This is a genomic window from Paraburkholderia dipogonis (assembly GCF_046027395.1).
Classification (GTDB): domain Bacteria; phylum Pseudomonadota; class Gammaproteobacteria; order Burkholderiales; family Burkholderiaceae; genus Paraburkholderia; species Paraburkholderia dipogonis_A.
On sequence record NZ_JAQQEG010000021.1, the window covers coordinates 87,447 to 113,599 of the forward strand.

Below are 26,153 nucleotides of genomic sequence, written 5' to 3' on the forward strand. Positions count from 1 at the left end.
CCGCTTGATGAGCCATTCTGAAGGCCATATTGTTTTACTCGCGCCCATGACCGGTCCGGTCGTGCCGCTCGCGAACGTGCCCGACCCTGTGTTTTCGGGCGGCATGTTCGGCGACGGCATCGGCATCGATCCGCTCGAGGGCCGACTCGTCGCACCGTGCGACGGTACTGTCACCCATCTCGCGCGCACCGGCCACGCCCTGACGCTGGCTACTGCCGAAGGTGCCGAGATCCTGCTGCATATCGGTATCGATACGGTCGAACTGAACGGCAAGGGTTTCGCGCCGATGGTCGCTCAAGGCGCTCACGTGCGCGCCGGCGACGTGCTGATCGAGTTCGATCAGGATCAGGTCGCGCTGAATGCGCCGAGCCTCGTGTCGGTGATCGCGCTTGCCAATTCGGACGCGTTCGAGATCGTCGAACGTGTGCAAGGCGGCTTGCTCAAGGCGGGCGAGACGCCGCTGCTGGTGCTGCGCGCGCGCGGCGGCGCGGCGGCCGAGCCTTCGCGCCAGGCCAGTGCGACGAACGTGACGGAAGAAGCCCGTCAGCAAGTCACGCTAGTTCACGCAGGCGGTCTGCATGCACGTCCGGCGGCGCGTGCACGTGAAGCGGCACGCGGCTTCGATGCACGCGTCGAAGTGCGTTACGAAGGACGCAAGGCGGCGATCGAAAGCGTGGTTGGTCTGCTTGGTCTCGGTGCCGGCGAAGGCGCGACCATCGAGTTGCTCGGCGTCGGTCCGCAAGCAAAAGCTGCGATCGAAGCGATCGCGCATGAACTGACGCGCGAAGCACACGGCGAAGTCGAGGAAAAACCGGCACGTCAAAGTTCGCCGGCGCCGCAAGCCGTCGCGCATCCGGCCGGCGAAGCGCTCGCGCCGAATACGCTCGCCGGCGTCTGCGCGGCGCCGGGCGTCGCGGTCGGCAAGCTGGTGCGGTGGGACGACGCGGACATCGATCCGCCCGAAAAGGCGAACGGCACGTCCGCAGCGGAAAGCCGTTTGCTCGACAAGGCGATTGCTACCGTCGATGCGGACCTCGACACGACGGTGCGTGACGCCTCGCAACGCGGCGCAGTTGGCGAAGCGGGTATTTTCTCGGTGCATCGCGTGCTGCTCGAAGATCCGACGCTGCTCGATGCCGCGCGTGATCTGATCAGCCTCGGCAAGAGCGCCGGCTTTGCGTGGCGCGAAGCGATCCGCGCACAGATCGCCATCCTGACGAATATCGAAGATGCGTTGCTCGCGGAACGTGCCGCCGATCTGCGCGACATCGAGAAGCGTGTGCTGCGTGCGCTGGGTTACACGAATGCCGCAGCGCGCACACTGCCCGAAGAAGCCGTGCTCGCGGCTGAAGAGTTCACGCCCTCCGATCTGTCCACGCTGGATCGCTCGCGTGTCACCGCGTTGGTGATGGCACGCGGTGGCGCGACCTCGCACGCGGCGATTCTCGCGCGTCAGGCCGGCATTCCCGCGCTGGTGGCCGTCGGCGATGCGCTGCATGCGATTCCCGAAGGCACGCAAGTGGTGGTGAACGCCACGACCGGCCGCCTTGAATTCGCGCCGACCGAACTCGATGTCGAACGCGCGCGCCTGGAGCGCACGCGTCTGGCCGATGTGCGCGAAGCGAATCGCCGCACTTCGCAGCAAGCCGCGGTCACGTCGGATGGCCGCGCAATCGAAGTGGCCGCGAACATCGCCACGCTCGACGACGCCAAAACCGCCGTTGAAAACGGCGCCGATTCCGTCGGCCTGTTGCGCACCGAACTGCTGTTCATTCACCGCGCGGCCGCGCCGACCACGGACGAACATCGTCAGAGCTACCAGGCAATCGTCGATGCGTTGAGCGGCCGCGCCGCGATCATCCGCACGCTGGATGTCGGCGCGGACAAGGAAGTCGACTATCTGACGCTGCCGCCCGAACCGAATCCCGCGCTCGGCTTGCGCGGCATCCGTCTCGCGCAAGTGCGCCCGGACCTGCTGGACGATCAGTTGCGCGGTCTGCTGGCAGTGCAGCCGCTCGGCGCCGTGCGCATCCTGCTGCCGATGGTGACGGACGTCGGCGAATTGATCCGTATCCGCAAGCGTATCGACGAGTTCGCGCGCGAGTCGGGCCGCACGGAGCCGATCGAAGTCGGCGTGATGATCGAAGTGCCGTCGGCGGCGCTGCTTGCCGATCAACTGTCGCAACACGCGGATTTCCTCTCGATCGGCACCAACGATCTGACGCAATACACGCTCGCCATGGACCGTTGCCAAGCCGACCTCGCCGCCCAGGCGGACGGTTTGCATCCGGCTGTGCTGCGCTTGATCGCAGCCACCGTGCAAGGCGCAAACAAGCACGGCAAATGGGTCGGCGTGTGCGGTGCGCTGGCGGGCGATCCGGTCGCCATGCCGCTGCTCGTCGGCCTCGGCGTGACCGAGCTGTCGGTGGATCCGGTGTCGGTGCCGGGCATCAAGGCGCGGGTGCGCAACCTCGATTATCAGCTGTGCCGTCAACGCGCCCAGGATGCCCTGGCGCTCGAATCGGCGCAGGCGGTAAGAGCAGCAAGCCGCGAAACCTGGCCTTTGGACTGAACCCCACACGGTCCGCAGCCAGCTTCGCTCAGTCATTACTCATAGCTACAAAACTCAACGACGCCGTTTAACCGCGGCGTTCAACGACGAGACAAGGATTGGAGGTATCAATGGATGGGAATCCGTTTCTGAAGATTCAGCGGCTGGGACGCGCGCTGATGCTGCCGATTGCGGTGCTGCCGGTTGCCGGCCTGCTGCTGCGCCTCGGCCAACCCGATGTGTTCAACATCAAGATGATCGCCGACGCCGGCGGCGCGATTTTCGACAACCTGCCGCTGCTGTTCGCGATCGGCGTGGCGGTCGGTTTCGCGAAAGACAACAACGGCGTGGCGGGTCTGGCGGGCGCGATCGGCTATCTGATCGAAGTCGCGGTGATGAAGGACATCAACGACAAGCTCAACATGGGCGTGTTGTCCGGGATCGTGGCGGGTATCGTCGCGGGCTTGCTGTACAACAGGTACAAAGACATCAAGCTGCCCGATTACCTCGCGTTCTTCGGGGGGAAACGCTTCGTGCCGATTGTCACGGGGGTGGTCTGTCTCGTGCTCGGCATAGCGTTCGGCTACGTGTGGCAACCGGTGCAAGCCGTGATCGATACGGCCGGCCACTGGCTGACCACCGCGGGCGCGCTCGGCGCATTCGTGTTCGGCGTGCTGAACCGCTTGCTGCTGGTCACGGGTTTGCATCACATCCTCAATTCGCTGACGTGGTTCGTGTTCGGCACGTTCACGCCGCCGGGCGGCGCCGCAGTCACCGGCGACCTGCATCGCTTCTTCGCGGGCGACTCGACTGCGGGCACCTTCATGACGGGCTTCTTCCCGGTCATGATGTTCGGCCTGCCGGCTGCCTGTCTGGCGATGTTCCATGAAGCGCCGAAGGAGCGCCGCGCGGTCGTCGGCGGCCTGCTGTTCTCGATGGCGCTGACGTCGTTCCTGACGGGCGTGACCGAGCCGATCGAATTCAGCTTCATGTTCCTCGCACCGGTGCTGTACGTGATCCACGCGCTGTTGACGGGCATCTCGCTCGCCATCTGTTCGGCGCTCGGCATTCACCTCGGCTTCACGTTCTCCGCCGGCGCAATCGACTACGTGTTGAACTACGGTCTGTCGACTCGCGGCTGGTGGGCGATTCCGATCGGCCTCGTCTACATGGTGCTGTACTACGGCTTGTTCCGTTTCTTCATCCGCAAATTCAATATGGCGACGCCGGGCCGCGAACCCGCCGCTGCCGATGAACAGGTCGACTCGTTCGCCGCGGGTGGGTTTGTCTCGCCGGTCGCCGGTGCTGCTGTGCCGCGAGCGCAGCGCTATATCGCCGCGCTCGGCGGCGCGTCGAATCTGTCGGTGGTGGATGCCTGCACGACGCGTCTGCGTCTGTCGGTGGTCGATTCGAACAAGGTCTCCGAAAACGAGCTGAAGACGATCGGCGCGCGTGGCGTGCTCAAGCGCGGCTCGACCAACGTGCAGGTGATCATCGGACCGGAAGCGGACATCATCGCGGACGAAATCCGTACGGTGATCGCGCAGGGCGGTGGGGAGGCGGTGAAGCCGGTGGCTGCGGCTCCGGCCGTGGCGGCTGCGTCGGCGCCGGTTACAGCGTCGGGTGCTCAGGGTAGCGGTCCGCTCGATCCCGATCCGCTGCGCTGGCTCGCCGTGTTCGGCGGTGCGGGCAACGTGGTGTCGCTGGATGCGATCGCGGCAACGCGTCTGCGTATCGTCGTGCGGGATCCGTCGGCGGTCGATCGTCAACGTCTGGCGACGCTCGATACGGCGTGGATCTCTGCGGACACGTTCCATATCGTCGTCGGCGATGCGGCGCAACGCTACGCTGAAAAGCTGGCGACGCGCACGACGCAAAGCGGCGGTGCAACGCCTTTGCCGGCATGACGCCGTGCTAAACGAAGGAGCGGCTCGCGCTGCTTCGCATTCGATCACGCTGCAATAAAAAAGCGGGACCTTGAATCATTCAAGGTCCCGCTTTTCCGTTTACCGGCCCGTCGTAGCCGGTATATGCCGTCCTAGCGTCTCTTCTGCGTGCCTGGTGACGACGACTGGCGCGACTCCAGCCACATCACGTTGACGATGCCGAACGCCAACGCCACGCCGATCCCGAGAATCCAACTGAAATACCACATCGCAAACTCCTGTTAAGCCTATAGCCGATCAATACATCGTATGGTGATTTTCTTCGAGCGCCGCAGCGGTCACCTTGCCGCGCATCACGCGATACACCCAGCTCGTGTAGATCAGAACGATCGGCAGGAAGATGATCACGGCGATCAGCATGATCTGCAGCGTCATGCGGCTCGAAGTCGAATCCCACACGGTGAGGCTGCTGCGGCCGTCGAGCGATGACGGCATGATGAACGGAAACATCGAGAAGCCCGCCGTCAGGATCACGCCGATGATCATCAGCGAGGTCGACAGAAAGGCGCTCTTTTCGAAACGCGAGCGCGCGAGCAGCGTGGCCAGCACGCCGCCTACGAGACCAGCCACCGGCGCGCTCACCATCCACGGATAGTTCGCGTAGTTGGTGAGCCACAGCCCCGGCGCGCCGATCACGTTCTTCATCAACGGATTGGCGAACGTGTCGAGCGGCGGCGCATCGATTACCTGATAGCCGCCGATCATCGTGGAGATCAACGCGCCGGCAATCAGGAACAGCACCACGGTCGCGAATGAGGCGATTCGAAGCGCCAGCGAAGCGCGCTCGGCGACAATGTCGTCCGCTTTCATCTTGACGAAGGCGGCGCCGTGCGCGGCCAGCATCGAGACGCTGACGAGGCCGCACAATACCGCGAACGGGTTCAGCAACCCGAAGAAGCCGCCGTGATAGGTGACGCGCAGGTCGGTATCGAACGAGAACGGCACGCCTTGCAGCAGGTTGCCGAACGCCACGCCGAATACCAATGCCGGAACGAAGCCACCGACGAACAACGCCCAGTCCCACGCAGTGCGCCAGCGCGGGTCTTCACGTTTGCCGCGATAGTCGAAGCCGACCGGACGGAAGAACAGCGCGAACAGCACCAGCAGCATGGCGAAATAAAAGCCGGAGAACGATGCCGCATACACCAGCGGCCACGCGGCAAACATCGCGCCGCCCGCCGTGATGAGCCAGACCTGATTGCCTTCCCACGTCGCGCCCACCGTGTTCACGACGATGCGCCGCTCGGCGTCGGTCTTGCCGATGAACGGCAGCAGAATCGCCGCGCCCATGTCGAAGCCGTCGGTGAGCGCGAAGCCGATCAGCAGCACGCCGATCAGCACCCACCAGATCAGTTTGAGGGTTGCGTAATCCATGATGATCTTTTCCCTTGAAACTCAATGGCGGCGAATCAGGCGGCCGTGTTGGTCGGCAGCGGCTGATTCAGCGGCTGTTGTTCGTGGTGATAGCGGCCCGTGTGCAGCGACGAGGGACCGAGCCGCGCGTACTTGAACATCAGCATGATTTCAATGATGAACAGCACCGTGTAGAACACCACGAAGCCCGCGATACTCAGATACAGGTCATTCGGCGTCAGGCTCGAGGCCGACAGGTTGGTCGGCAGAATGCCCGCGATGGTCCACGGTTGACGGCCCACCTCAGCGACGATCCAGCCGAATTCAGCCGCGAGCCAGGGCAGTGGAATCGCCCACACGGCCCAACGCAGGAACCAGCGGCGCTTCTCCAGCAACAGCGAGCGCTGCGCGCAGAACCAGAACGCCAGCACGAAAGTGGCGAGGAACAGGATGCCGAGGCCCACCATCAGACGGAACGAGAAGAACACGGGCGCTACCGGCGGGATCGTTTTTTTCGCGGCCTGGGTGATCTGATCCGGCGTGGCGTCGGTGACGTTCGCGGTGAACTGCTTGAGCATCAGGCCGTAGCCGAGATCCTGCTTGTGCGCGTCGAAGGCGGCTTTGGCTTCGTCGGTGATGTCGCCTTGCTTCAGCTTCTGTAGAGCCGCGTAGGCCAGCATGCCGTTCTTGATGCGCACCTCGTTGTGCGCCATCAAATCTTTCAGGCCGACCACGGGTTCATCGAGCGAACGTGTGGCGATCAGACCGAGCGCGTACGGAATCTTGATGGCGTAGTCGGTGCGCTCCTCTTTCTGATTCGGAATCCCGATGATCGTGAACGGCGCAGGCGCCGGCGCGGTTTCCCATTCGGATTCGATCGCGGCCAGTTTGACCTGTTGGACTTCGCCGGTGCGATAGCCGGATTCGTCGCCGAGCACGATCACGCACAACGTGGACGCCAAACCGAAGCCGGCGGCAATCGCGAACGAGCGCAACGCAAATTCAGTGTCGCGGCGCTTCAGCAGATACCACGACGACACGCCGAGCACGAACATTGACGCCGTCACATATCCAGCCGACACGGTATGCACGAACTTGACCTGCGCGACCGGATTGAACAGCACGGAGAAGATGCTGTCGAGTTCCATGCGCATGGTCTGGTAGTTGAAGGTGGCGCCGACCGGATTGTTCATCCAGCCGTTAGCCACCAGAATCCACAGCGCCGACAGATTCGAGCCGAGCGCGACGAGGAACGTGACGAACACGTGCTGGACCTTCGAAAGCCGGTTCCAGCCGAAGAAGAACAACCCGACGAAGGTGGACTCGAGGAAGAACGCCATCAATCCTTCGACGGCGAGCGGCACGCCGAAAATGTCGCCAACATAGTGCGAGTAATACGACCAGTTGGTGCCGAACTGAAATTCCAGCGTGAGACCGGTGGTGACCCCCATCGCAAAGTTGATGCCGAACAGCTTGCCCCAGAATTGGGTCATGTCCTTGTAGATCTGCTTGCCGGTCATCACATAGACCGACTCCATGATGACAAGCAGCCAGGACAGGCCGAGCGTGAGCGGGACGAACAGAAAGTGGTAAAGCGCGGTGATGGCGAACTGGAGGCGCGACAGTTCTACGACTTCGCTAACGGGCATGTGGATCACCTTGGGACGGATGCGAGGCAGGCACGGACAACAGCGCCTGCGCGACTTGCTCAGGCGGGAGCGACATGTGCTCCGCCTGCGGATGATTGAAGAACGTGTACTTGAGCGCCATCAGCAGGACGAATTTGATGGCGAGGACGATGGCGATATCCCGCGCCAGCGTCGGACCGCGCACCCAGCCGTGGAACCGTTTGCGCAGGCTCGGGCGGCGGGTGGTGCTGCGATTGAGGGCTGTGGTCATGATCGGTAGAAGGCAACTTCACACCGGTGAATCCGGTTGGCGCCAGGCCGCTTCGGCGGTTTGGCGAGTGCATCCCGATTCTAGGAGTAGAACCTCGCGCGCAACAGTTCGGCGCTGCGGCATTGGGTCGCGAGACTTGCCCCGTTCAACCAGTATTGCTATCTGGTTTGTGATACGTCAAGAAACGCGTGTTGCTCGCTTATGTTCTTGCGTCAATGTGCGCGTGTGCGAAGACGCCGCGGCGTGGGCGAAAAAAAGCCCCGCCGTCTTGCGAGGGCGGGGCTTGGCGGTTAGATACCGCGCGCCGGGCGAACCGGCATGCTGACAATCTTCAAGCTCTACGCGTATTCGGTCAGTGCACCGCGCATCTTCTTCATTGCGCTTGCCTCGATCTGGCGAATACGTTCGGCGGACACACCGAATTCGTCAGCCAGTTCGTGCAGCGTCGAGCCGCCCGAACCGTCGTCTTCCACCTTCAGCCAGCGTGCCTCGATGATGCGGCGGCTGCGGGCGTCCAGTGCGTCCAGCGCGCTTGCGATGCCGTCGCTTTGCAGCTTGTCGCGCTGACGCGAAGCCAGCACGGCGGTCGGTTCGCTATGCGAGTCGGCCAGATAGGCGATCGGTGCGTACGACTCTTCGCCGTCCTCGACCTGGCCTTCCAGCGCGATATCGCCGCCCGAGAGGCGCGTTTCCATTTCGGACACTTCTTCGCGCTTCACATTCAGCTCTTTGGCGAGACCTTCGATCTCGTCCGGCGTGAACGCGCCCAGCCCTTGCTTGTGGCTGCGCAGGTTGAAGAACAGCTTGCGCTGCGCCTTGGTGGTGGCGACCTTCACCATCCGCCAGTTGCGCAGAATGTATTCGTGGATTTCAGCCTTGATCCAGTGCATGGCGTACGACACGAGGCGCACGTTCTGCTCCGGATCGAAGCGCTTCACGGCCTTCATCAGGCCGATATTGCCTTCCTGGATCAGGTCGGCGTGCGGCAGTCCATACCCCAGATAGTTGCGCGCGATCGACACGACCAGCCGCAGGTGCGACAGGACGAGACGGCGCGCGGACTCGAGATTGTCCTGCTCGCGAAATTCGGTGGCGAACTGGCGTTCTTCCGCCGGCGTCAGCATCGGAATCCGATTTACGGCCTGGATGTAGGCGTCGATATTGCCCAGTTGACCGGGCAGCAGCGAGGAATGCGAGAGCGCCAGTGCACCTGCCGAAGCGGCCTTAGCCGACGACGGGCTCAAAGTACTCGGAAGGGTCATTGCATGGCTCACGTAGGAAACTCCTTTGGAATCAGACAAAAGCTTATTCAGGTAACGACTCCAGCGTTGGATGTTAGCACTCTGATTTGCCGAGTGCTAATACTTAGAGGGTGTAGGGGCATCCAAGTTCCGTAAATTCCTATTGAAATTCACGATTCAATAGCCATGGTACGCCTCCCTCCTCTTCTCTGCTCGATGCGTAGAACTTACCTAACAAATCGCCTTCGCTGTTATAAATGCCCGACTTTTGCCAGTTTTGAAGTGACTAATTGCGGAAAGTCGGGTTTCTTCATACGATCCACTAAATTGAGATTGTCTTTACAATACGCAAAACAGTTACGAATTGTTCAACGTTCGACGGAGCTCGGGTGTTAGATGAACAACAAAAAGAATGTTTTGCGTGGTCTGGCTCTAAAAATCACGGCTGGCGCGGTGCTGGTGGGGACTTCGAAATGGGTTTCGGCGGACCAGTTCGGCGTGCAGGTGGCCGGCGGCCTCGGCGATCGCCACGTCAAGAAACTCGACCTCGGATTCGTCTGGGACCCGGATCTGACCTGGTGGCAGATCGGTGACTGGCATTTCTCGCTGATCGGCGAAGCGCATGTAGCCTGGTGGCACACCAACGAAGGCAATGTGCACGACAACATCGGCGAAGTCGGTGTGACGCCGATCATCCGCTTCATCAAGGGGTCAGGCCTGATTCGCCCGTACGCCGAACTGGGCGCGGGCATCCGGCTGCTGTCGAGTCCCCGGATTTCTTCGACCTTCACGCTGGGCACCGCGTTCCAGTTCGCCGACATGGCGGGTGTGGGCATGCAGTTCGGCAGCCACCAGCAGTACCAGGCAGGCTACCGCTTCCAGCATATTTCCAACGGCGGTATCAAAGAGCCGAATCCTGGTATAAATTTCCACCAGCTATATCTGCAATATAACTTCTGACGACCGTGGCCACGTTCGGCTCACCGGTGCGAGGGGCTGAGCGATGGCGGCAAAGATAATCGAAGCGGTTCGCGAGCTCGAGCGAGAGCGTTTTCGTGCGATGGTCGACGGCGACGGGCAATCCCTCGACGCGCTGCTCGCGGACAACGTGAGCTACGTTCACACGAACGGCAAGCGGGAAACGAAACGGCAGTTCATCGACGGGATTACCGCGGGCCGCCGCCGCTATCGGCAGATCGAGATTCAGTCGCAAGAGGTGCTGCCGGTCGGGCGCGAGACCTGTGTCGTGACCGGCCGGGCGCTGATCGAAATGGAAGCGAACAACGGAGCGCTGCTGTTTCCGATCGCCTACACGGCGATCCATACGCAGGAAGACGGGCGATGGCGCCTGATTGCCTGGCAGGCGACGCGTTGCGCAATCGAGTGAGCCTTTTGAGTTCACTGTGTCCAGGCCGGCCGCGCCTCGTGAGCGGGCTGCTTCGGCTCTGACGCGAGCGCGCGGGTAGCGCGCTTGTGCGTCGGTTTTTGCGTCACCTCGCCCCGATTCTCAGGCAGCGACGCTCTCCTGATCCACGCCACTCCACGCACGACGATCCGCCGCACCGGTTTCGGCCACTTCTGACTCATGTGCCGCGACGCCTTGTCGCTCCCCATTCTTCGCTCGCAGCACCGCATCGCCCGCATACGGATGCCGCGGATGCACCGGCAACTGATTGCAGCGCTCCACGACGCGCCGGACCGCCTCGATATCCGAGAAATCGAGCCCCGTATCGACGCCTTGCGCGGCCAGATTCATCGCCAGCGCGACGAGATCGACGTTGCCGGTGCGCTCGCCGTTGCCGAACAGGCAGCCCTCGACGCGGTCCGCGCCGGCCAGCAGCGCCAGTTCCGCGGCGGCCACCGCGGTGCCGCGATCGTTATGCGGATGCACCGACAGCACGATGCTGTCGCGATAGCCGAGATTGCGGTGCATCCATTCGATCTGATCGGCGAACACGTTCGGTGTCGCCGCCTCGACGCTCGCGGGCAGGTTGATGATCATTTTGTGATCGCGCGTGGGCCGCCAGGTCTGCGCCACCGCGTCGCATACCTCGCGTGAAAACGGCAGTTCGGCCGCATTGAAAGTTTCCGGCGAGTACTGGAAGGTCCAGTGCGTGCCGGGCCGCGCCTGCGCGTGCTCCTTGATGATTTGCGTGCCCGCTACGGCCAGCGCCTTGGTTTCGGCCTTCGACTGGTTGAACACGATCCGGCGAAACGATGGGCAGATCGCGTTGTACAAGTGCACGATGGCGCGCGGTGCGCCTTCCAGCGCCTCGAACGTGCGCGCGATCAGTTCCGCGCGCGACGGCATGAAGACCTCGATGGTCACATCGTCGGGAATGCGCTTTTCCTCGATCAGTTTGCGGACAAAATCGAAATCCGTTTGCGACGCCGACGGATAGCCCACCTCGATCTCCTTGAAGCCGATCGCGACCAGCATCTCGAAGAATTCGAGCTTTTGCGCGGCGTTCATCGGCTCGATCAGCGCCTGATTGCCGTCGCGCAGATCGGTGCTCATCCAGACCGGTGCCTGATTGATCGTGCGGCTCGGCCATTTGCGGCCGGTCAGGCGCACGGTGGGGAAGGGGCGATATTTTTCAGCGGAATTGCGCAACATGGAGAGCCTCGTTCGTTGAGTCGTATGCGAAAGGATGTGGCGTCGAGCGGTTGGCGGACTGCCACGGGCACACGGTCCGCCAGCCGGTGGCTAGCGGCAACAACGAACGGGCGCGAACGAACGGCGTCATCGTGACGGCGAAAACGGACGTGAATAAAGCCCATGCGGCGTGCATTTGATCCTCGCGCCTCGTCCGCGCGGTAAACGGACGAATGCAGACGACTACAGGTTGTGAAGAACTACGCTTTGGGGGTGAAACGGGAACGGCGAAACTGCTTGAGGGACCGCGCTTTGGGCAACTTGATGGCAACCTGAGCTGCCAACGCGCGGCGCTACGCCTGACTTACGCTAGGCGTAGCGATAGGGGCCGCGCTAGGCGGCCGGAGGTAATTCGGAGGGTGTTCGGAAGGGAACGCATGGGTCTAATGTATGACGGCGCGTTGCGGCGTGTCAACCCGCGCGGCTCGCAGCGGGCGACGGCAAGCGCGCCGCAGCGCTTACACCGCGGCCGTTACACCGGCATTCTTGCGACGTCCACGATCAGTTCGACCTGCCGTTCGATCGCGCTCGGCACGGGTGCTTCTCCGCGTAGCACGGCGCTGATCCAGGCAGCCGTCGTCGGCGCGTCTTTTGCCTCGGGCAAGTCCACTTCCGGCGCATCGGGCGACGAGCGTTCATGCGGCACGCGCGTTTCGCAGACGCCGTCGTGCAACCAGTCGACCTGAACCTGACGCCGCGTATCGGCCACCGCTTCGCCTTCGGTGCCGCGCGCAAGCAACGCGCCGCCGGCGGCCGCGTCCGGATGCGTGTTGAACAGTTGCGTAAGGCTGTCGCGATACGGCGGGTGCGTGTAGTTCACGAGACGCAAACCCGCGGGCGCGAACGGCTGCAGGATTTTCACCAGCGTGTGCGTCGAGTTGCGCACGCCCATGCGCCGGCGCAGCGCAAGCAGGCGTGCGAGCTTCGGCGCGAGCACGTCGATTGGAGCAAACGCAAGGCGGTGCTCAGCGAGACCGTCTTCGATATTGGCGTGTGATCGTGCGTGCTGAATCTGCAGATGCGTGAAGATCTCTGCGCTCGTCACGCGGCCCGGATCTTCGGTGACGCCGTGCACCAGCACCGGCACGCCTTCGCGCGCCAGCAGCAGGGCGAGCAGCGGCACCAGATTCGGCTGCTTGCGCGCGCCGTTGTAGCTCGGTATCGACACGGGCCGGAACGTGCCGTGCGGCAGATGAACCGGCTCGAACGACGCGTGCGCGCCGGCCAGCATCGCGGCGAGTTCGTCGGCGGTTTCGCCCTTCACGCGGTACGCGAGCAGCACCGCGCCGAGCTCGAGCTCGGCCACGCGGCCGTCGAGCATGGCGGTGTAGAGCGCGCGCGTATCGTCGGCGGTCAGCGCGCGGGCGCCGTTCGGGCCGCGGCCGATTTCCTTGATGAAGCGGGCGCAGGGGAAGGGATTGACGGTGTCGGCGAAGTCGGTCATCGGGCGCAGTGGGACGTGTTGGCATGCCGCCTCGGAGCGGTCGGCCACGGTATTCAAGGGACGCTATTGAATGTGAGTATCGCATCTATGGCGATCCCGCGAGACACCGCGCCCGCGGCGCCGGCTTTGCCGGTCCGTGCATGGCCCATGCCGAACTGACGCGCGCGGTGCTTTGTCGCGCGTTAAACTCGATGTTTTATCGCCGCGCTGGCGGCACACATCAAGAAACGGAGAACGGGATGAGTTACGTATTTGCACCCGCACCGGTGGTCGCGGTGCCGGTTGTGGGGTCCAGCGAGCAGTTCGCGGTACGTCGCATCTACTGTGTGGGCCGCAACTACGAGGCGCATGCGCGCGAGATGGGACACGATCCCGACCGCGAACCGCCGTTCTTCTTCGCCAAGCCGGCCGATGCCGTGCTGTACGTCGCGCCCGGCGCCACCGGCGAGTTTCCGTATCCGTCGCAGTCGAAAAACGTTCACTTCGAGATGGAAATGGTGGCGGCGATCGGCAAGGGCGGCAAGAACATTCCGGCCGAGAGCGCGCTCGACCACGTCTACGGTTACGCGCTCGGTCTCGACATGACGCGCCGCGATCTGCAGGCCGAAGCGAAGAAACTGGGCCGTCCCTGGGATACCGCGAAGGGCTTCGATCACTCGGCGCCGCTCGGCCCGATTCATCCGGTCACGACCGTCGGCCATGTCGACAAAGGCGCGATCTGGTTGTCGGTGAACGGCGACGAAAAGCAGAACTCGGACGTGTCGCAACTGATCTGGTCGGTGGCTGAAACGATCGCTTATTTGTCGACGCTGTTCGAACTGCAACCCGGCGATCTGATTTTCACCGGCACGCCGGAAGGCGTCGGCGCAGTGGTGCAGGGCGATCTGATGAAGGGTGGCGTGGACGGGCTCGGCGAGCTCAGCGTGCGCGTCGTCTGACGGCTGCTTGGGGGAGACAGACAACATGAAGCTCTACAGCTATTTCCGTAGCTCGGCGTCCTATCGCGTGCGCATCGCGCTGAACGTGAAGAATCTGCCGTACGACTACGTGCCGGTGCACCTCGTGCGCGACGGCGGCGAGCAGTTGAAGCCCGAATACCGCAAGGTGAATGCGGACGGGATCGTGCCGACCTTCGTCGACGGCAATGACGTGATGCCGCAGTCGCTCGCGATCATCGAGTATCTGGAAGAGACGCATCCCGAGCCGCCGCTCCTGCCCGCGACGGCCGCCGATCGCGCGTATGTGCGCGCGCTGGCATTGCAGGTGGCGTGCGAGATTCATCCGCTGAACAATCTGCGCGTGCTGAAGTATCTGAAGCACACCTTGTGTCTCGACGACGATGCCAAGGACGCTTGGTACCGTCACTGGGTGGAAGCGGGTTTCGCGACGTTTGAAACGCACCTGGCGGGCGATTCGCGCACCGGCAAGCTGTGTTTCGGCGATACGCCGACCGTCGCCGATACCTGTCTGATTCCGCAGGTGTTCAACGCGCAGCGTTTCAAGGTCGACACCGCCAAGTTTCCGACCATCCAGCGCATCTACGATCACGCGATGCAACTCGAGGCGTTTGCGCGCGCGGCGCCTGGTGCGCAGCCGGACGCTGAGTGACCTGTCATGATCCGGCGGGCGGAATGAAAAAAGGGCACTCCGCGAAGTGCCTTTTTGCTGTTTCAGACGCGGACACTATGGCGTTCAGCCGCCCAGCAATGCGTCGGAAAACTCTTCCGCGCTGAACGGCTGCAAGTCCTCGACCTTTTCGCCGACGCCGATGAAGTACACCGGAATAGGACGCTGCCGCGCGATCGCCGCCAGAATGCCGCCCTTCGCCGTGCCGTCGAGCTTGGTGACGATCAGGCCGGTGAGGCCGAGCGCGTCGTCGAAAGCCTTCACTTGCGCGAGCGCGTTCTGGCCGGTGTTGGCGTCGATCACCAGCAGCACTTCGTGCGGCGCGCCGTCTTGCGCCTTGCCGATCACGCGTTTCACCTTGCGCAGTTCCTCCATGAGATGCAGTTGGGTCGGCAGACGGCCGGCCGTGTCCGCCATCATCACGTCGATCTTGCGCGCGCGCGCGGCGCCGACCGCGTCGAAGATCACCGCCGCCGGGTCGCCGCTTTCCTGGGACACCACGGTCACGTTGTTGCGCTGACCCCAGATGGCCAGTTGCTCGCGCGCGGCGGCGCGGAACGTGTCGCCCGCGGCCAGCAGCACCGACTGGTCGAAGCTCTGCAGATGCTTGGCGAGCTTGCCGATGCTGGTGGTTTTGCCCGCGCCGTTGACGCCGGCGATCATCATCACGAGCGGCTGCGCGCGGCCGAGCATGAGCGATTTTTCCAGTGGCTTGAGCAGGTCGACCAGCAGCGTGCGCAGCGCCGTTTTGACCTGCTGAGGATCGGAGAGACGCTCGGTGCGCACTTTTTCGCGCAGCGCTTCGAGCAGGAATTCGGTGGCGTCGACGCCCGCGTCCGACATCAGCAGCGCGGTTTCAAGCTCTTCGTACAGGTCTTCGTCGATCTTCGTGCCGACGAAAATGCCGGTCAGGTTCGAACTCGTCTTCGACAAGCCGGTCTTCAGACGAGTCAGCCAGGAGCGCTTCGCGCCCGCGTCTTGCAGCGGCGGCGGAACGATTTCGACGGTTTCCTCGAGTGCGAACGCTTCCGGCTCGGGTTCGGGCTCGATCGCGGACTGAGCGGCCACGGGCGGCGTCTCGACGCGAACCGGAGCAGCGGCCGGGCGCGGGGCGGCCGGCGCGACGGGCGCAGGCGCCTCCACAGCGGCTTCGGGCGTCAGGCCTTCTGGCGCTGTTTGCGACTCTTCTGGCGCGTTATCGGACTCTTTCGAACCCTTGAATCGTTTGAAAAAGCTGAACATGATCTGGCGTGGTGAGAGCGCGCGCCGATGCGCGCAGCCGGCACAAGACCGGTGGGAGCGGCAGGCAGCGTTGCGATGCGGGATGCAAGGCGCTGGAAGCCGCACATTTTATCAGGCGCGCCGCCGGCCGTCGTATCGGCCGAACGGCCAGGCTGGACGCGGGGCGTCGCTGTGGTAACGTTGGCGCTCCGGCCCGCATACTTCGTCGTCGCGGGCGCTTTAATAACGTAATCGAAACTGCATGCCCCGTTCCGCACCTTCACGCGCTCATGGCGCATCGTCCAAAGGCGGCAAGCCGCACGCCATCCGTATCATCGGCGGAGACTGGAAGCGCACGCCTTTGCCGGTGCTCGACCTTGACGGCCTGCGCCCCACGCCCGATCGCGTGCGCGAGACGTTGTTCAACTGGCTCGGCCAGAATCTGGAGGGCCAGCGCTGCCTCGATCTGTTCGCCGGCAGCGGCGCGCTGGGCTTCGAGGCGGCGTCGCGCGGCGCGGCACGAGTCTTGATGGTGGAGCGCAATGCGCGGGCCGCCAGCCAGTTGCGCGCGAACCAGGAACGCCTGTCGGCGCGCACGATCGAAATCGCTGAAGCAGACGGTTTGCGCCTTGCCGCGAGTCTCACGCCGGGATCGTTCGACGTCGTGTTTCTCGACCCGCCGTTCGGCGACGATCTGCTCGGCAAAGCGCTCGCGCTGGCGGTTCCGCTTGTGAGCGCTGACGGATTTCTATACGTGGAAGCGGGCGAGGCGCTCGAACTCGATGGGAATGAGACGCTCGCCGGGTGGGAAATCGTGCGGCAAGGTAAGGCGGGCGCTGTCCACTTTCATTTGCTGCAGCGCGAAAATAAGGAATAATGCGCGTTCCAAAACAAGCGCCGGGCGGTTCGCCGTCACGTGCGCGGTCGGTGCCAAATGCGTCGCGTGGACGCTTTGACGTGCCCCTTTGTCTGAAGAGAGGAGAAGTCTCATGGTAGTCGCCGTGTACCCGGGCACGTTCGACCCGCTGACGCGCGGTCACGAAGACCTCGTTCGGCGCGCGTCGAGCATTTTCGACACGCTGGTGGTCGGCGTTGCCGACAGCCGCAACAAGAAGCCATTTTTCACGCTCGAAGAGCGTCTCGACATCGCTCATGAAGTGCTCGGGCACTACCCGAACGTGCAGGTGATGAGCTTCAAGGGGCTGCTGAAGGATTTCGTGCGCACCAATAACGCGCGGGTGATCGTACGCGGGCTGCGGGCCGTGTCGGACTTCGAATATGAGTTTCAGATGGCCGGTATGAATCGCTATTTGCTGCCTGACGTCGAAACCATGTTCATGACGCCGTCCGATCAGTACCAGTTCATCTCGGGCACGATCGTGCGTGAAATCGCGCAACTGGGCGGCGATGTCAGCAAGTTCGTGTTCCCATCGGTCGAGAAATGGCTGACGGAAAAGGTCGCCGCGATGGATCCGGCTAGCGGCGCGTCGGCGGGGCAGCCGTAACCGGCGTAAACTGTCGGTTTGACGGATCAGAGCCGGCTGCGGCCGGCGTGAAGTGAGAGAAGTATGGCCTTGATGATTACCGACGAGTGCATCAATTGCGACGTGTGCGAGCCCGAGTGCCCGAACGACGCGATTTCGATGGGCACGGAAATCTACGTGATCGACCCGAAGAAATGTACCGAGTGTGTCGGGCATTTCGACGAGCCGCAGTGTATTCAGGTGTGCCCGGTCGAGTGTATTCCGCGCGACCCGGACCATCTGGAGACGCCCGATGGCTTGATGGCGAAGTACCACGCGCTGCAGGCTGCGAAGGGCGCGTGAGGGACGAAGTCTAAAAAACGGCGAGGCTTTTTGGCCTCGCCGTTTTCTTATGCGGCAACACTTTGCGACGTGCTATCCAACGTACGCGCTGAAGATCTCGCGCAACGCGTCCAGCAGGATGTCGCATTCGGCGTCGGTACCGACCGAGATGCGCAGATGCTGGTCGATGCGCGGCGCCTTGAAATGGCGCACGAAAATCTCCTTTTCCCTCAGTCGCAGCACGAGCGTTGCGGCGTCGTAGCCTTCGTGGCGAGCGAACAGCAGGTTCGCCGCCGACGGCACCACTTCGAAGCCCAACGCCGTCAGCCCCGAGGCTAGTCGCTCGCGGCTTGCAATGACCTTGGCGCAGGTGTCGCGAAACCACGCGTCGTCATCGTATGCCGCCGCGGCCGCGACTTGCGCGAGGCGGTCCAGCGGATAGGAGTTGAAACTGTCCTTCACGCGGTTCAGCGCGTCGATCAACTCCGGGTTACCGAACGCGAAGCCGACGCGCATCCCGGCCAGTGAACGCGACTTCGACACGGTCTGAACGACCAGCAGATTCGGATAGCGGTCGATCAGACAGATAGCCGATTCGGCGCCGAAATCCACGTAGGCCTCGTCGATCACTACCACAGAATCGGGGTTGCTCGCCACCAGGCGCTCGATAGCGGCGAGCGGCAGCGGACGGCCGGTCGGCGCGTTCGGGTTCGGGAACAGGATGCCGCCATTCGGCGACGCGTAATCGTCGACGTTGATCGCAAAGCTGTCGTCGAGCGGGATGGTCCGGTAGTCGACTTCGAAAAGCCGCGCATACGTTGGGTAGAAACTGTAGGTGATGTCCGGGAACAGCAACGGTTTGTCGTGCTTGAGCAATGCCTGGAACGTGAGTGCGAGCACTTCGTCCGAGCCGTTGCCCGCAAACACTTGTTCAGCGCGGATGCCGTGGTACGCGGCAACCGTTTCGCGGAGCTTTTGCGCCGTCGGATCGGGGTAGCGCCGCAGCGAATCGGCCGCGTCTCCCAGTTCCTGCCGGATTGCTTCGAGCACGCGCGGCGACGGCGGATACGGATTCTCATTGGTATTCAGCTTCACCGGATGCGCAACCGCGGGCTGTTCGCCCGGCACATACGGCGTCAGACGGTGAACGATGTCACTCCAATAGCGGCTCAAGCGATTCTCCTGTGTCGATCGGAGTTAGCGCTTCAGCGCTTACTCCGGTCCCATGCAAGGCGGTCGATCGGAGTTAGCGCTTCAGCGCTTACTCCGGTCCCATGCAACTGCATCAACCAGAGTTGGCGCTTGAGCGCCTTACTCTGATCCCATGCAAGATAGTTGCGGTCGAAGGCAGTACGGCGAATACCGATTTCAGCGGGGCATTCTACGGATTGCGATGCAGTTGCATCATCGCGCGTTCCAGCTCGCCCTTGATGATCTGCGGCATGACGGCGAGCCCGCGCTCGATCGACGCATCGATCACATCCTGCTCTTCGCGGCGCGGCGGTTTCAGCACGTAATTGGCGACGTCGGGCTTGGCGCCGGCGCGCGCACTCTCGGGAATCAGGTCTCGCGGATGGCCAATGCCGATCCGCAGCCGCCAATACTGCTGCGACGACAGATGCGCGGTGATGTCCTTGAGCCCATTGTGGCCGCCGCTGCCGCCGCCGAGCTTCAGCTTGACGCTGCCGGGCGGCATGTCGAGTTCGTCGTGCGCGACCAGAATTTCGTCGGGGAGAATCTTGAAGAACTGAGCAACTGCCACGACGGATTGGCCCGAGCGGTTCATATACGTCTGCGGTTCCAGCAGATGCACTTCCTCGCCGTGAAGCCGCGCTTTGGCATAGAAACCATGGAAACGCCGCTCGTCGCGCAGCGTTGTGCCGGATTCGCGCGCCAGTTGATCGACCAGCCAGAAGCCGGCGTTATGGCGCGTCGCAGTGTATTCGGCGCCCGGATTGCCGAGGCCGACGATCAGCTTGATCATGATTGCGTAGGTCCATCTGGCCCGGAAGCTGAACGCAGCCGAGCCGAAAAAAACCGAAAAAAAACCCGCCGGGGCGAACCTCGGCGGGTCACATCGACCGTTTCATTGAAACGGATCGAGAGGATTACTTGCTCAGTGCCTGAATGGCTCTTAAGCAGCCGGCGTTTCGCCTTCGCCTTCAGCAGCAGCGGCTTCGCCTTCAGCGATTGCGCCAGCCGGGATCGTTGCAGCTGCGACCACCGGGTTTTCTGCTTCGACGTGAGCAACCAGCGCCACACCTGCCGGCAGCTTGATGTCCTTGGCGTGAACCGAGTGACCCGCTTCGATGGTCGCCAGATCAACTTCGAGGAATTCCGGCAGTGCAGACGGCAGGCACTCGATTTCGATTTCGTTGATGACGTGCGAGATCACCGCGCTCGACAGCTTCACTGCCGGGTTCGATTCCTGGTTCATGAAGTGCAGCGGCACCTTGGTGTGCAGCTTCTTCTTCGCGTCGACACGTTGGAAGTCCACGTGCAGCACGAGCTGACGGAACGGGTGGTATTGCACGTCGCGCAGCAGAACCTGTTGCGACTTGCCGGCCACTTCCAGATCGAGAATCGACGAGTGGAAAACTTCTTTCTTCAGCGCGTGCCACAGCGCGTTGTGGTCCAGTTCGACCAATTGCGTTTCAGCACCAGCGCCATATACGATGCCCGGGGTCTTGCCCGAGTTACGCAGGCGGCGGCTCGCACCCGTACCTTGCAAAGAACGCTCGAAAGCGACTACTTTCATTTTGAATCTCCAATGCACTGCCCGCGACCAGGCAGTAAAAACGGGGCCTCCAAGCCAGATGGCTGAGGCCCCAGAGCTGCGGCACGAACCTTCGTTCGTTCATGCCGATTGTGCAAAAGCGCAGTGTGCCGCGTGAAGCGGCGCGCTGCGCCTTCGCAAATACTTAACTTTCAGCGAACAGCGACATCACCGAATCGCCGCGGCGAATCCGCGAGAACGTTTCGGCAAGCAGGCCGGCGCTGGTCAACGAACGGATCTTCGCGCACGAGCGGGCTTCGTCACCGAGCGGGATCGTGTCCGTGACAACGAGTGCATCGAGTGCGGAAGCGGCGATACGCTCGCCTGCACCACCCGACAGAACCGGGTGCGTGGCGTAAGCGAACACCTGCTTCGCGCCGCGTTCCTTCAGAACCTGAGCCGCCTTGCAAAGCGTACCGGCGGTGTCGACCATGTCGTCCATGATCACGCAGGTACGGCCTTCGACTTCACCGATGATGTTCATCACTTCGGCAACGTTCGCCTTCGGGCGGCGTTTGTCGATGATCGCGAGATCACAATTCAGTTGCTTGGCCAATGCCCTGGCGCGCACCACGCCGCCGACGTCCGGCGAAACGACCAGCAGGTTCTCGTAATTCTGCTTGCGCAGATCGCCGAGCAGCACGGGCGTAGCGTAGATGTTGTCGACCGGGATGTCGAAGAAGCCTTGAATCTGGTCGGCGTGCAGATCCATCGTAATGATCCGCTCGACGCCGGCGATTTCCAGCATGTTCGCCACGATCTTCGCCGAGATGGCAACGCGCGCGGAACGCGGGCGACGATCTTGACGGGCATAACCGAAGTAGGGGATGGCTGCGGTGATCCGGCCGGCGGATGCGCGCTTGAGCGCATCGACCATGATCATCAGTTCCATCAGATTGTCGTTCGCCGGTGCGCACGTGGACTGCAGGACGAAGACATCCTTGCCACGCACGTTTTCCTGAATCTCGACCTGGATTTCACCGTCCGAGAAACGGCTAACCATTGCTTTGCCGAGGGGAATACCGAGGATTTTGACGACTTCCTGTGCAAGCGCGGGATTTGCGTTGCCAGTAAAAACCATCAGGCCGTCATGGCTGCTCATCGTGCACCTACTTCAGGCTGGGGGGCGAGGGAAATGCGAGAAATTTTGGCAGGGGAGAAAGGATTCGAACCTTTGCATGCCGGAATCAAAATCCGGTGCCTTAACCAGCTTGGCGACTCCCCTACACTAACTCTGAGCTCCGCCGAACGTGGAGTTTCGTTCGACGATGCAAAACTTATGACGCGAAAGTAAAGAGTGGATGCTGATCGAGACTTGCGGCCACTGCGCTGTTCCATTCGGCTGGCAGTTTGGCTTGCACCGCTTCTGCTTCAGCTTTACTACGGAACGCTGCAAAAACGCTTGCACCTGATCCAGACATCCGCGCTGGCGCGACGTTTTCAAACCATCGCAACACTTGCGCTACTTCCGCGTACTTTCCGACGACAACCTGCTGCATGTCATTCCGGCCGAAACTTTCTGGCCATTCAGTGTTGCAGCTAAGTTCTGCAGGAAAGTCCGTAATTGTGAGGGGTTTTGAATCTCTTGTCAACGCTTTTTCAGAAAAAATCGCTGCAGTCGGAACATGAACCCTCGGCGTCACTACCAGGAAATGGCGCGGCGGCAATTGTACAACGTCTAATGCTTCGCCGACACCCTGGGCGAACGCATTTTTTCCAAACACAAAAAATGGCACATCCGCGCCGAGTTTCAACGCCAGCGCCTGCAATTCGAGCCGCGGCAAGTTGAGCTTCCACAGACGGTTCAGCGCGAGCAGTGTCGTCGCTGCATCAGAGCTGCCGCCGCCAAGGCCCGCGCCCATCGGCAAACGCTTGTCGATTTCGATATCGACGCCTTCAGGCGAGCCCGTATGCGTTTTGAGCAGCGTCGCGGCGCGCACGGTCAGATCGTGTTCGGGCGCTACGTCGGCGATCTCGGTGCTGCGCGTGATGAGTCCGTCGTCGCGTCGCGTGAAGTGCAGCGTGTCACCCCAGTCGAGCAACTGGAAGACCGTTTGCAGCGTGTGATATCCATCCGGCCGGCGGCCGGTGATATGCAGGAAGAGGTTGAGTTTCGCTGGCGCGAGGCAGTCGCGCAGCGAATCGGTCGTTTCAATCATGAGTCGAGGCTACATGCGCCAGATGGCGCCGAAGAAGCGGGCGAGGTCGCGCGCGAAACAGTGCGTGAAGCGGCGCGGGTTACTGATCCAGCACGAGCTTGATGTCGAGCGGTGGATCCGAGCGGGTCAGGTTGATGCGCTTCACGCCGGTGGCCGGCGCGTCGGCATAAGCCAGATAGTCGATCGTCCAGCCGTCCTGCGTGATCTGCTTGAGCCGCGACGGTTGCTCTGGATCCTTCTCGGTCTTGGCGCGCGAAGTGGGCGCCGGCGACGGTTGCAGCCAATAGCGCAGCCCTTCGACCGGCAGCGCGAAGCCGAGCGCATTTTGCATCAGCGTGGAGACGTTATCCGCGGTGAGCGGCTGGCGATTCGGCAACTCCAGCGTTGCCGAAGCCGGCGACGACGTCACGACCGCCAGCGTCTGGCCGAGCGGATTGCGCAACTGCAGGGTCACGGTGTCGCCGGTTTCCTGCCACGTGAAGTTGCCATACGCATTGCGCTGCTGGCCATTCTGATCGTTGTACTGGACCGCGAAACGGCCTTGGTAAGCACGGCTCGTCTGCGCGGTGACAGAGGTTGCGGCATTCGACGTGGACGGCCCTTGTGGTTTCACCGATGCACAACCGGCCAAGGCGACGACCGCTGCCGCAGCGAAACCGAGCGCCGCGCCACGCGGCGCCCGGCAAAAGGAAATCAGACGGGAAAGACGCATCAAAGATCGTTTACCTGAAGACGTTGGAGCGTTTTGACAAGCGTGTCGTTGTCCGGTTCGAGCTTGCGCGCATCGCGGAAAGCGGCGCGGGCCTGATCCTGATTGCCGGTTTTCCACAGCACTTCGCCGAGGTGCGCGCCGATTTCGGCGTTCGGCTGCATGTCGTACGCTTTGCGCAGCAGCTTGATCGCGTCCGACGTATCGCCCATCCGGTATTTGACCCAGCCGACGCTGTCCAGGATGAACGCGTCGTTCGGCGCCAGCGAGGATGCCTTCTCGACCAGCTTATCCGCTTCGGCCAAACGCTGATTGCGATCTGCCAGCGAATAGCCGAGCGCGTTATAAGCTTGCGGATTGTCGGGCTGCGTCTGGATCAGCTTGCGCAACTGCGCTTCCATGACGTCGTAATGGCCGGTTTTTTCGGCGGACATTGCGTAGTCGTAAGTCAGATCGGGGTCGTCGGGGAATTGCGCCGTGGCTTGCTGCAGGCGTGTTTCCGCCTCCGGATAGCGCTTCGCGTCGAACAGGATCGCCGCGTCGGTGCGGGCGATCAGCGCCTGGTCGCGCGGGTCCGGCGCCGGCAGGTTAGCCAGCAGCTTGCGCGCGTCGTCGGTCTTGCCCTGCTTGGCGAGCAATTGCGCGCGCGTGATCTGCGCCGGCACATATTGCTGGCTCGACGGCGAGATCTTGTTCAGCCAATCGCTCGCGGCCGCTTCGTTCTTCTGTTCGAGCGACAACTGCGCAAGGTAGATATACGCCTGGCCCGGATCGGCGCCCGGCGTTTTTTCGGCTTGCTGGGCGTACTGGGTCAGGTAGGTCTGCGCGTCGGTGAAATTCTTCTGCTGGATCTTGATCAGCGCGAGCGCCATGAGCGGCGTCAGCTCGTTCGCGTTGTTCTTGTGCATGATCTCGAACTGCTTTTGCGCGTCGTCCAGACGGTCGCTCGCGAGATACATCTGCGCGAGCGCGAGACGCGCGTCGTGCGATTTCGGATTCTGCTGCACGTACTTTTCGAGCGATGCGATGCCTTCCTTGCGCTCCTCCGGGCCCATTTGCGACAGCATCAGCGCTGCCGGCAAATAGTCGGGCTTGAGCGTGAGCGCCTGTTCGAGCGACTTGCGCGCGCCCGGCGCGTCGTCCGACACGAGCTGCTGGCGTGCGATGGCTAGTTGCGCTTCGGGCCGGTTCATGTCGTTCTTGAGCAGATCCTGCAGCACATGCAGGCCGCCAATCCGGTTCGGGCCGCGCGAGAGCAGCAATTGCAGCGCCAGAATCGCGCTGCCGCGATTGTCGGCAGGCACCCGTGCGAGTTCGCGCGCGAGGATCGGCGCTGCGTCGTCAGGTTTGCCGGACAGCACGAGCAGCGATGCGTCGAGTTGCGCGGCGCGCTCCGAGTTCGGCGCATACTGCTGCCACAATTGTGCGGCGGCCAAAGCGTCCGACGGGCTCTGCGCGGCCAGCGCGATCTCCGTGGCGCGCTGCGCCATGCGGGGATCGTGCGTGTCGCGCGCGAGCGCGAGGTAGGTCTGATAGGCGGGCGCCGGCTGGTCGCGCTGCAGCGCGACTTCGGCGGCGAGCACCTGGAATACGATCTGGCTTGTTAGCGGCACGCCAGGCAGGGACTTCTGGTCTTCCGCCGATGCCGGGCCGAGCGGGTCCGGCAGGGTGACCGAGGTGTCATCCGAGTCCGGCGAGGGGTCCTGCGCGTGCGCGGGCACGGCAGCCAGCGCCCAGACTGCGAGCGCCGCCGCACCGAGCATCCGGCGAGCGGACACGGCGTGCGGTACGCGGAATGCGCTAGCCGGGCGCTTCAAAAACAGCTTCACGAAGGACAAGTTCATGGAAATCCGTTCAATGTTTCGGACGATTGTAACGCGCTCGCTACAATACGCGCACAACCACTCACGCAAGTTGCAGACCAGTTAGACATGCCAGAGTTGCCAGAAGTTGAGGTTACCCGACGGGGAATCGAACCGTATGTGTCCGGGCGCAAGGTTGAGCGCGTGGATGTGCGTACGCCCGCATTGCGCTGGCCGATTCCGGCCGACCTTGCGAAAACCTTGCGCGGCCACGTCGTGCGCAAGGTCGAGCGGCGCGGCAAGTACCTGTTGTTCGAGATCGACGCGGGCTGGTTCATCGTGCATCTTGGCATGACTGGGACGCTGCGGGTGCTGCGCCACGTGCCGCATCCGCCGGCCGCGGCGAAACACGATCACATCGACTGGATTTTCGACGAGTTCATTTTGCGCTATCGCGATCCGCGGCGCTTCGGCGCGGTGCTGTGGCACCCGCGCGAAGCCGGCGACGTGCTCGAGCATCCCTTGCTCGCCAGCCTCGGCGTCGAACCGTTTTCGCCGGCGTTCTCGGGCGCGCTGATGCACCGGCTCACTCGCGGGCGCAAGGTCTCGGTGAAGCAGGCGCTGCTGGCCGGTGAAATCGTGGTCGGTGTGGGCAATATCTACGCATCGGAGAGCCTGTTTCGCGCCGGCATCCGGCCGACTACCGCGGCGGGGCGCGTCTCGCTCGTGCGCTACGAACTGCTGGCGGACGCCGTGCGCGTGACGCTCGCCGCCGCCATCGAGAAGGGCGGCAGCACGCTGCGCGATTTCGTCGGCAGCAATGGCGAAAGCGGTTACTTCCAGCTCGACTATTTCGTCTATGATCGCGCCGGGCTGCCATGCCGCGTGTGTGGAACGCCGATCAAACAGATCGTGCAGGGGCAGCGTTCAACGTATTTCTGTCCCACCTGTCAGCGCTAAATCGT

General features: G+C 62.7%; 24 protein-coding genes, 1 tRNA gene and 1 pseudogene. 10 read left to right on the forward strand and 16 right to left on the reverse strand.

The window, feature by feature from the left end; translation table 11 throughout:
- The first annotated feature begins 7 nt into the window (after positions 1-7).
- On the forward strand, positions 8-2,572 hold the full coding sequence (gene ptsP, locus PQR32_RS22145) for a phosphoenolpyruvate--protein phosphotransferase (RefSeq protein WP_408231639.1): 2,565 nt from the start codon (positions 8-10) through the stop codon (positions 2,570-2,572).
- A gap of 110 nt (positions 2,573-2,682) precedes the next feature.
- Positions 2,683-4,458, forward strand: coding sequence for an N-acetylglucosamine-specific PTS transporter subunit IIBC (nagE, locus tag PQR32_RS22150; RefSeq protein WP_408231642.1), 1,776 nt, complete (start codon positions 2,683-2,685; stop codon positions 4,456-4,458).
- Positions 4,459-4,589: 131 nt separating this feature from the next.
- Here nagE and cydX read toward each other — a convergent pair whose 3' ends face one another.
- The 5 genes from cydX to rpoH all read right to left on the reverse strand — a co-directional run bounded on the left by cydX (position 4,590) and on the right by rpoH (position 9,023).
- The gene (gene cydX / locus PQR32_RS22155; RefSeq protein ID WP_408231645.1) at positions 4,590-4,706 is read right to left on the reverse strand and encodes a cytochrome bd-I oxidase subunit CydX; all 117 of its coding nucleotides are present in this window, start codon (positions 4,704-4,706) and stop codon (positions 4,590-4,592) included.
- Positions 4,707-4,734: 28 nt separating this feature from the next.
- Positions 4,735-5,871, reverse strand: a complete 1,137-nt coding sequence (gene cydB, locus PQR32_RS22160; RefSeq protein ID WP_408231648.1) for a cytochrome d ubiquinol oxidase subunit II — start codon at positions 5,869-5,871, stop codon at positions 4,735-4,737.
- 35 nt (positions 5,872-5,906) lie between these two features.
- Positions 5,907-7,499, reverse strand: coding sequence for a cytochrome ubiquinol oxidase subunit I (locus PQR32_RS22165; protein ID WP_408231651.1), 1,593 nt, complete (start codon positions 7,497-7,499; stop codon positions 5,907-5,909).
- Positions 7,489-7,749, reverse strand: coding sequence for a cytochrome oxidase putative small subunit CydP (gene cydP, locus PQR32_RS22170; RefSeq protein ID WP_408231654.1), 261 nt, complete (start codon positions 7,747-7,749; stop codon positions 7,489-7,491). The genes PQR32_RS22165 and cydP overlap by 11 nt, the downstream gene beginning before the upstream one ends.
- Before the next feature lie 338 nt (positions 7,750-8,087).
- Positions 8,088-9,023: an RNA polymerase sigma factor RpoH gene (gene rpoH, locus PQR32_RS22175; RefSeq protein ID WP_007179432.1), complete on the reverse strand. Its 936-nt coding sequence runs from the start codon at positions 9,021-9,023 to the stop codon at positions 8,088-8,090.
- A gap of 363 nt (positions 9,024-9,386) precedes the next feature.
- On the opposite strand from rpoH, the gene PQR32_RS22180 reads away from it, so the two are divergent.
- Together PQR32_RS22180 and PQR32_RS22185 are read left to right on the forward strand one after the other, a co-directional pair.
- A complete protein-coding gene (locus PQR32_RS22180) occupies positions 9,387-9,950 on the forward strand; it encodes an acyloxyacyl hydrolase (RefSeq protein WP_408231657.1) in 564 nt (187 codons plus the stop codon).
- A gap of 43 nt (positions 9,951-9,993) precedes the next feature.
- Positions 9,994-10,377: a nuclear transport factor 2 family protein gene (locus PQR32_RS22185; RefSeq protein ID WP_408231660.1), complete on the forward strand. Its 384-nt coding sequence runs from the start codon at positions 9,994-9,996 to the stop codon at positions 10,375-10,377.
- A gap of 213 nt (positions 10,378-10,590) precedes the next feature.
- Here PQR32_RS22185 and PQR32_RS22190 read toward each other — a convergent pair.
- Positions 10,591-11,607 (reverse strand): annotated as a pseudogene (locus PQR32_RS22190) (2-isopropylmalate synthase); the annotation flags it as partial.
- Positions 11,608-12,118: 511 nt separating this feature from the next.
- Entirely contained in the window at positions 12,119-13,090 is a 972-nt protein-coding gene (gene ybiB, locus PQR32_RS22195) for a DNA-binding protein YbiB (protein ID WP_408231663.1), read from the reverse strand.
- A 239-nt stretch (positions 13,091-13,329) separates the two neighbouring features.
- Here ybiB and PQR32_RS22200 point away from each other — a divergent pair, with 239 nt between their 5' ends.
- Together PQR32_RS22200 and maiA are read left to right on the forward strand one after the other, a co-directional pair.
- Entirely contained in the window at positions 13,330-14,028 is a 699-nt protein-coding gene (locus PQR32_RS22200; protein ID WP_342960137.1) for a fumarylacetoacetate hydrolase family protein, read from the forward strand.
- Positions 14,029-14,053: 25 nt separating this feature from the next.
- Entirely contained in the window at positions 14,054-14,698 is a 645-nt protein-coding gene (maiA, locus tag PQR32_RS22205; protein ID WP_408231666.1) for a maleylacetoacetate isomerase, read from the forward strand.
- A gap of 84 nt (positions 14,699-14,782) precedes the next feature.
- Here maiA and ftsY read toward each other — a convergent pair whose 3' ends face one another.
- Positions 14,783-15,958 (reverse strand): signal recognition particle-docking protein FtsY, encoded by a 1,176-nt coding sequence (ftsY, locus tag PQR32_RS22210; protein WP_408231669.1) that lies wholly within the window; start codon positions 15,956-15,958, stop codon positions 14,783-14,785.
- A gap of 241 nt (positions 15,959-16,199) precedes the next feature.
- Between ftsY and rsmD the strand changes: the two genes are divergently transcribed.
- The 3 genes from rsmD to PQR32_RS22225 all read left to right on the forward strand — a co-directional run bounded on the left by rsmD (position 16,200) and on the right by PQR32_RS22225 (position 17,763).
- The gene (gene rsmD, locus PQR32_RS22215; protein ID WP_408231672.1) at positions 16,200-16,814 is read left to right on the forward strand and encodes a 16S rRNA (guanine(966)-N(2))-methyltransferase RsmD; all 615 of its coding nucleotides are present in this window, start codon (positions 16,200-16,202) and stop codon (positions 16,812-16,814) included.
- Positions 16,815-16,926: 112 nt separating this feature from the next.
- Positions 16,927-17,442 (forward strand): pantetheine-phosphate adenylyltransferase, encoded by a 516-nt coding sequence (coaD, locus tag PQR32_RS22220; RefSeq protein WP_012431643.1) that lies wholly within the window; start codon positions 16,927-16,929, stop codon positions 17,440-17,442.
- A gap of 63 nt (positions 17,443-17,505) precedes the next feature.
- On the forward strand, positions 17,506-17,763 hold the full coding sequence (locus PQR32_RS22225) for a YfhL family 4Fe-4S dicluster ferredoxin (protein WP_149668491.1): 258 nt from the start codon (positions 17,506-17,508) through the stop codon (positions 17,761-17,763).
- A gap of 72 nt (positions 17,764-17,835) precedes the next feature.
- On the opposite strand, the gene hisC is transcribed toward PQR32_RS22225, so the two are convergent.
- From hisC to PQR32_RS22265, 8 genes are all read right to left on the reverse strand, one after another.
- A complete protein-coding gene (gene hisC, locus PQR32_RS22230) occupies positions 17,836-18,915 on the reverse strand; it encodes a histidinol-phosphate transaminase (protein ID WP_408231676.1) in 1,080 nt (359 codons plus the stop codon).
- A 208-nt stretch (positions 18,916-19,123) separates the two neighbouring features.
- Positions 19,124-19,726, reverse strand: coding sequence for an aminoacyl-tRNA hydrolase (pth, locus tag PQR32_RS22235; RefSeq protein ID WP_408231679.1), 603 nt, complete (start codon positions 19,724-19,726; stop codon positions 19,124-19,126).
- 150 nt (positions 19,727-19,876) lie between these two features.
- Positions 19,877-20,500, reverse strand: a complete 624-nt coding sequence (locus tag PQR32_RS22240; protein ID WP_408231682.1) for a 50S ribosomal protein L25/general stress protein Ctc — start codon at positions 20,498-20,500, stop codon at positions 19,877-19,879.
- A gap of 163 nt (positions 20,501-20,663) precedes the next feature.
- Positions 20,664-21,620 (reverse strand): ribose-phosphate pyrophosphokinase, encoded by a 957-nt coding sequence (locus tag PQR32_RS22245; protein WP_012431648.1) that lies wholly within the window; start codon positions 21,618-21,620, stop codon positions 20,664-20,666.
- A gap of 46 nt (positions 21,621-21,666) precedes the next feature.
- A tRNA-Gln gene (locus PQR32_RS22250) sits at positions 21,667-21,743 on the reverse strand.
- Between the two features lie 52 nt (positions 21,744-21,795).
- A complete protein-coding gene (gene ispE, locus PQR32_RS22255; RefSeq protein WP_408231685.1) occupies positions 21,796-22,677 on the reverse strand; it encodes a 4-(cytidine 5'-diphospho)-2-C-methyl-D-erythritol kinase in 882 nt (293 codons plus the stop codon).
- Between the two features lie 79 nt (positions 22,678-22,756).
- Complete coding sequence (gene lolB, locus PQR32_RS22260) at positions 22,757-23,389, reverse strand: lipoprotein insertase outer membrane protein LolB (RefSeq protein ID WP_408231688.1); 633 nt, start codon at positions 23,387-23,389, stop codon at positions 22,757-22,759.
- Positions 23,389-25,230: a tetratricopeptide repeat protein gene (locus tag PQR32_RS22265; protein WP_408231691.1), complete on the reverse strand. Its 1,842-nt coding sequence runs from the start codon at positions 25,228-25,230 to the stop codon at positions 23,389-23,391. Before PQR32_RS22265 ends, lolB begins: the two co-directional genes overlap by 1 nt.
- Positions 25,231-25,317: 87 nt before the next feature.
- Here PQR32_RS22265 and mutM point away from each other — a divergent pair, with 87 nt between their 5' ends.
- A complete protein-coding gene (gene mutM, locus PQR32_RS22270) occupies positions 25,318-26,148 on the forward strand; it encodes a bifunctional DNA-formamidopyrimidine glycosylase/DNA-(apurinic or apyrimidinic site) lyase (protein ID WP_012431652.1) in 831 nt (276 codons plus the stop codon).
- Positions 26,149-26,153 lie beyond the last annotated feature (5 nt).

Excerpts from the sequence above, each read along its gene's own strand:
- ptsP (WP_408231639.1), top strand. The coding sequence starts at position 8 with ATGAGCCATTCTGAAGGCCATATTGTTTTACTCGCGCCCATGACCGGT.
- nagE (WP_408231642.1), top strand. The coding sequence starts at position 2,683 with ATGGATGGGAATCCGTTTCTGAAGATTCAGCGGCTGGGACGCGCGCTG.
- cydX (WP_408231645.1), bottom strand. The coding sequence starts at position 4,706 with ATGTGGTATTTCAGTTGGATTCTCGGGATCGGCGTGGCGTTGGCGTTC.
- cydB (WP_408231648.1), bottom strand. The coding sequence starts at position 5,871 with ATGGATTACGCAACCCTCAAACTGATCTGGTGGGTGCTGATCGGCGTG.
- PQR32_RS22165 (WP_408231651.1), bottom strand. The coding sequence starts at position 7,499 with ATGCCCGTTAGCGAAGTCGTAGAACTGTCGCGCCTCCAGTTCGCCATC.
- cydP (WP_408231654.1), bottom strand. The coding sequence starts at position 7,749 with ATGACCACAGCCCTCAATCGCAGCACCACCCGCCGCCCGAGCCTGCGC.
- PQR32_RS22180 (WP_408231657.1), top strand. The coding sequence starts at position 9,387 with ATGAACAACAAAAAGAATGTTTTGCGTGGTCTGGCTCTAAAAATCACG.
- PQR32_RS22185 (WP_408231660.1), top strand. The coding sequence starts at position 9,994 with ATGGCGGCAAAGATAATCGAAGCGGTTCGCGAGCTCGAGCGAGAGCGT.
- ybiB (WP_408231663.1), bottom strand. The coding sequence starts at position 13,090 with ATGACCGACTTCGCCGACACCGTCAATCCCTTCCCCTGCGCCCGCTTC.
- PQR32_RS22200 (WP_342960137.1), top strand. The coding sequence starts at position 13,330 with ATGAGTTACGTATTTGCACCCGCACCGGTGGTCGCGGTGCCGGTTGTG.
- maiA (WP_408231666.1), top strand. The coding sequence starts at position 14,054 with ATGAAGCTCTACAGCTATTTCCGTAGCTCGGCGTCCTATCGCGTGCGC.
- ftsY (WP_408231669.1), bottom strand. The coding sequence starts at position 15,958 with ATGTTCAGCTTTTTCAAACGATTCAAGGGTTCGAAAGAGTCCGATAAC.
- rsmD (WP_408231672.1), top strand. The coding sequence starts at position 16,200 with ATGCCCCGTTCCGCACCTTCACGCGCTCATGGCGCATCGTCCAAAGGC.
- coaD (WP_012431643.1), top strand. The coding sequence starts at position 16,927 with ATGGTAGTCGCCGTGTACCCGGGCACGTTCGACCCGCTGACGCGCGGT.
- PQR32_RS22225 (WP_149668491.1), top strand. The coding sequence starts at position 17,506 with ATGGCCTTGATGATTACCGACGAGTGCATCAATTGCGACGTGTGCGAG.
- pth (WP_408231679.1), bottom strand. The coding sequence starts at position 19,726 with ATGATCAAGCTGATCGTCGGCCTCGGCAATCCGGGCGCCGAATACACT.
- PQR32_RS22240 (WP_408231682.1), bottom strand. The coding sequence starts at position 20,500 with ATGAAAGTAGTCGCTTTCGAGCGTTCTTTGCAAGGTACGGGTGCGAGC.
- PQR32_RS22245 (WP_012431648.1), bottom strand. The coding sequence starts at position 21,620 with ATGAGCAGCCATGACGGCCTGATGGTTTTTACTGGCAACGCAAATCCC.
- ispE (WP_408231685.1), bottom strand. The coding sequence starts at position 22,677 with ATGATTGAAACGACCGATTCGCTGCGCGACTGCCTCGCGCCAGCGAAA.
- lolB (WP_408231688.1), bottom strand. The coding sequence starts at position 23,389 with ATGCGTCTTTCCCGTCTGATTTCCTTTTGCCGGGCGCCGCGTGGCGCG.
- PQR32_RS22265 (WP_408231691.1), bottom strand. The coding sequence starts at position 25,230 with ATGAACTTGTCCTTCGTGAAGCTGTTTTTGAAGCGCCCGGCTAGCGCA.
- mutM (WP_012431652.1), top strand. The coding sequence starts at position 25,318 with ATGCCAGAGTTGCCAGAAGTTGAGGTTACCCGACGGGGAATCGAACCG.